Here is a 3,727-nt window from a genome sequence, read left to right as displayed (position 1 = left end):
AATGTGGTCCATCATGCTTATTGCCATTCTTTTTGTACTGAATCTTTTTGGCGTAGACATGTTTGCAAGAATACAGAATGTTGTAGCTTACGGCCTTATTGCTTCACTGATAATCATGGGCGTTTTAGGATGCATCAAGGTAAATCCTTCTGCAGTTGTAGAACAGCCTGCCGTATTATACGGAAAATTTACTGATACTTTTTCTTTACTGGGACTGGCCTTCTTCCTCTTTATCGGAGTTGAATTTATTGTGCCTGTTTCTCCAAACGTAAAGAATGCAAGAAAGATTGTTCCAATTGGAATGGTATTAAGCCTGGTAATAATTCTTGTAATGCAGATTTTTATGACCATCGGTTTTAAGTACTACACTCCATGGGACCAGCTTGGTCAGAGCACAGTACCCCATATTCTTTATGGAAGCCTTCTTTTAGGAAAGGCAGGAACTGTCTGGATGACAATTGTTTCCCTTCTTGCAGTAATCAGTACCCTTAACACAGCTATGTTTGGAATCAGCCAGCTTTGTGCAGGAATGGCAAAAATCAGATTGCTGCCATCTTTCTTCCTTAAGAAGACACCGGCAGGTTCACCTTACATAGGACTTATTATCGTTGCTGTTGTTGAATCCCTTATTAATGCAATAGGACTTTCTTCAAGCAGCTCACTGGTATTCCTTATCAATACAGGATGTACCTTCTGGATTTTCTGTTACATCATGGTTCATATTGATGTAATTCTCCTCCGCAGAAAACTTCCAAAGGCACCAAGAACATTCAAACTTCCATTTGGAATTCTTATCCCTGTAATTGGAGTAATTGGAAATGCCTTTATGATCTGGAACATAGACCCGGATTTAAAATCCAAGCTTACGGTCTACGGAATATTTCTTGGTGTTTCACTTGTACTGGCTCTTTACGCAGTTATCTGGTGCAAGTTTAAGATTAAGAAACCCCTGTTCAAAAGTTATGCAATTAAAGAAGTAATGGCAATGGACACTGACCTTTATCAGATCCGCCACTACCCTGGACTTGCAAAAAAACTTAAGCTTTCTGCAGAACCTGAAATCTCACCAGTATCTCCAGAAACAAATACCGGAACCCGCCCGGAATAAAATACGAACAGTGTTCACCTCAGCCTGGCAGCTGCTTATGTCAGGCTGTTTTTTTTGCATTAAGCCTTTTGCACATTTCACTAACCTTCCTTGACCCCCATAGAAATTTGAAGTAGCTTTAAAGTAAATAATTATTTGGGAGACAATATGAAATCATTAAAGAAAGTACTTATTACAGTCGGAATTATTCTTGCAGTAATTTTTATCATCTACAGCTTTTTTGCAGGAACCTATAACAGCATAGTTGCAAAAGATGAAGAAATAAACAGCCAGTGGGCACAGGTTCAGAATCAGTACCAGAGACGCCTGGATCTTATTCCTAATCTTGTTTCTACAGTTAAAGGCTATGCCAGCCACGAAAGTGAACTTCTTACAGCAGTTACAGAAGCCCGCAGTCGTGCAGGTGGACTCGTTAAGATTGATGCAGAAGCTCTTGAAGATCCTGAAACCTTTAAAAAATATCAGCAGGTACAGGATTCATTGTCTTCCAGCCTTCAGCGCCTTCTTGCAGTTACAGAAAGTTACCCTGAACTTAAGGCAAACGAAAACTTCCTTGAACTCCAGAGTCAGATTGAAGGAACAGAAAACCGTATTGCAGTTGAACGCAAAAGATATAATGACGCAGCAAAGGAATACAACATTTATATACGCCAGTTCCCTAAATCCATAATTGCAAACATGAACGGCTTCCGTGCAAAATCTTACTTTGAAGCATCAGCAGAAGCACAGTCAGCACCAAAGGTTGAATTCTAAAATTAAGACAGCTTATGTTTAGAAAAAAAATATTTTTATCAGTCTTTACCCTTCTCCTGTCAGTAATTCCCGCTTCTGCCACATCCATTGATATTCCTGAACTTAAGGAACCTGTTATGGATTTTGCCAGTCTTGTTGATGTAGAAAGTGAATACAAACTTAATACTTACATTAAACAGGTTTACGATCAGACAGGAGTTCAGATTGCTGTTCTTACTGTAAAGTCTTTAGGTGGAGCTACCATAGAAGACTTAAGCATACAGGCTGCAGAAAAATGGAAGCTGGGTAAGGCAAAAAAAGATACAGGTGTTCTTTTAACAGTTGCCTGGAAGGAACATGAAGTTCGTATAGAAGTTGGCTATGGTCTTGAAGGACTTCTTACTGATGCAAAATGCAGCAGAATTATCAGGGAATATATCAGCCCTCAGTTTAAGCAGCAGAACTTTACACAGGGAATTTTAAACGGTGTACTTAAGATTACAGAGATTGCAACCAATGGAGCAAAAATCGATACTGACCTTAAAGTAAAAACAGGAAAAAATTCCACATCACCAGTTTACGTTCTTCTTGCCTGGCTGGGATTTGTAGTACTGATTATCACAACAAAAAACGGCTACGGTCCATTCGGCTTCTTCTATATACTTGCCCTGATTACAGGCCGTCCTTTCCACAGAAGGATTCCAAGAAATACAAACTGGAATGACAATGACCACCACCACTTTGGCGGCGGCTTTGGTGGAGGATTCGGTGGCAGCGGAAGAGGTTCCGGTGGTGGCTTTAGCGGAGGCGGCGGTCACTTTGGCGGTGGTGGCGCTTCCGGTAAATGGTAATAAAACAATAAAAAGGGACAAAGTCCCTGACCTTTACATTACAAAGACGGTGCTTACAGATAAAGGGAAAAATGATTTTTCCTGTAATCTATAAGGCCGTCTTTTTTCATTTTACCCAGTTCCTTAGACAAAGCCGTTCTGTCAACACCAAGATAGTCTGCCAGCTGCTGTCTGTCTAAGGGAATCTCAATTTCTGTATCTCCTTCAAGCCTTACCTGAGCAGAAAAATATGATATTAACCTGTCCCTTATTTTTTTTGGAGATGAATGGAATATCCTCATGGAAAGTCCCAGATTTTTTCTTGCAGCTATCTGCAATATATTCTGAACCAAACCCTGGGTATTTATCTTTTTGTTTTTATCAGAAATCAGCTTCTGAATGTTTATAAAAAGAACTTCCACCGCTTCCCTGGCTGCAACATCCACCATAAGAGGCTGTTCCGGAATACAGGCATAGCTTTCTGCAAATATATCACCAAACATGGCAATCCCAAGAATGCTTCTGTTACCAAGTAAATCCACAGCTTCCATTTGAACCGAACCCTTAAGTACCAGACCCATTTCCGTAACCTTAGAGCCTGCATGATAAATAAAGCTTCCCTTTTTATATTTAACTGTTCTGCATCCCAGATATTCAACAACTTCCTTTATTTGTCCTTCTGTATAACCCTTAAAAAGCGGAGATATCTTTAAAAACGTATAATTCATAAGTATTTCTTTGTTTGGTGGTTATAACCACATTCCAAAGTTTAACACTCCTATATATTATCATCAAGTATTTGATAACTAACAAAACTTAAATTTTAACCAGCTTAATTAATTGTATAAATACAGGAGAATACAATGGTAAGACAAATCATTCACATTGACGAAGAAAAATGCGATGGCTGTGGACTTTGTGCAAGAGCCTGTCATGAAAGTGCCCTGGCAGTAATCGACGGTAAGGCAAAGTTAATAAGGGACGACTACTGTGACGGAATGGGAGACTGCCTTCCTGAATGTCCAAGAGGAGCAATCAGCTTTGAAGAAAGAGAAGC

General features: G+C 39.6%; 5 protein-coding genes. 4 read left to right on the top strand and 1 reads right to left on the bottom strand.

The window, feature by feature from the left end; all coding sequences use genetic code 11:
• From K6D58_RS09830 to K6D58_RS09820, 3 genes are all read left to right on the top strand, one after another.
• Nucleotides 1–1,108 (top strand): APC family permease (locus tag K6D58_RS09830; RefSeq protein WP_296830208.1); only part of this gene is annotated, 1,108 nt, incomplete at its 5' end.
• 147 nt (nt 1,109–1,255) lie between these two features.
• A complete protein-coding gene (locus K6D58_RS09825) occupies nt 1,256–1,861 on the top strand; it encodes a LemA family protein (RefSeq protein WP_296830206.1) in 606 nt (201 codons plus the stop codon).
• 14 nt (nt 1,862–1,875) lie between these two features.
• Complete coding sequence (locus K6D58_RS09820) at nt 1,876–2,691, top strand: TPM domain-containing protein (RefSeq protein ID WP_296830204.1); 816 nt, start codon at nt 1,876–1,878, stop codon at nt 2,689–2,691.
• A 53-nt stretch (nt 2,692–2,744) separates the two neighbouring features.
• Here the strand turns inward: K6D58_RS09820 and K6D58_RS09815 are convergent, their stop codons facing one another.
• Nucleotides 2,745–3,398 carry a Crp/Fnr family transcriptional regulator gene (locus K6D58_RS09815; RefSeq protein ID WP_296830203.1) on the bottom strand — a complete coding sequence of 218 codons (654 nt, stop codon included), beginning with the start codon at nt 3,396–3,398 and terminating at the stop codon, nt 2,745–2,747.
• Nucleotides 3,399–3,533: 135 nt separating this feature from the next.
• On the opposite strand from K6D58_RS09815, the gene K6D58_RS09810 reads away from it, so the two are divergent.
• A partial coding sequence (locus K6D58_RS09810; protein ID WP_296830202.1) for an ATP-binding protein occupies nt 3,534–3,727 on the top strand: 194 nt, incomplete at its 3' end.

It is taken from the genome of Treponema sp. (genome assembly GCF_024696245.1).
Taxonomy (GTDB): domain Bacteria; phylum Spirochaetota; class Spirochaetia; order Treponematales; family Treponemataceae; genus Treponema_D.
The sequence above is the reverse complement of the archived record's forward strand: the minus strand, read 5'-3'. Positions and strand labels throughout refer to the sequence as shown.

Bases quoted from the DNA above. Each gene is read 5' to 3' on its own strand.
- K6D58_RS09825 (WP_296830206.1), top strand. From the start codon at position 1,256: ATGAAATCATTAAAGAAAGTACTTATTACAGTCGGAATTATTCTTGCA.
- K6D58_RS09820 (WP_296830204.1), top strand. From the start codon at position 1,876: ATGTTTAGAAAAAAAATATTTTTATCAGTCTTTACCCTTCTCCTGTCA.
- K6D58_RS09815 (WP_296830203.1), bottom strand. From the start codon at position 3,398: ATGAATTATACGTTTTTAAAGATATCTCCGCTTTTTAAGGGTTATACA.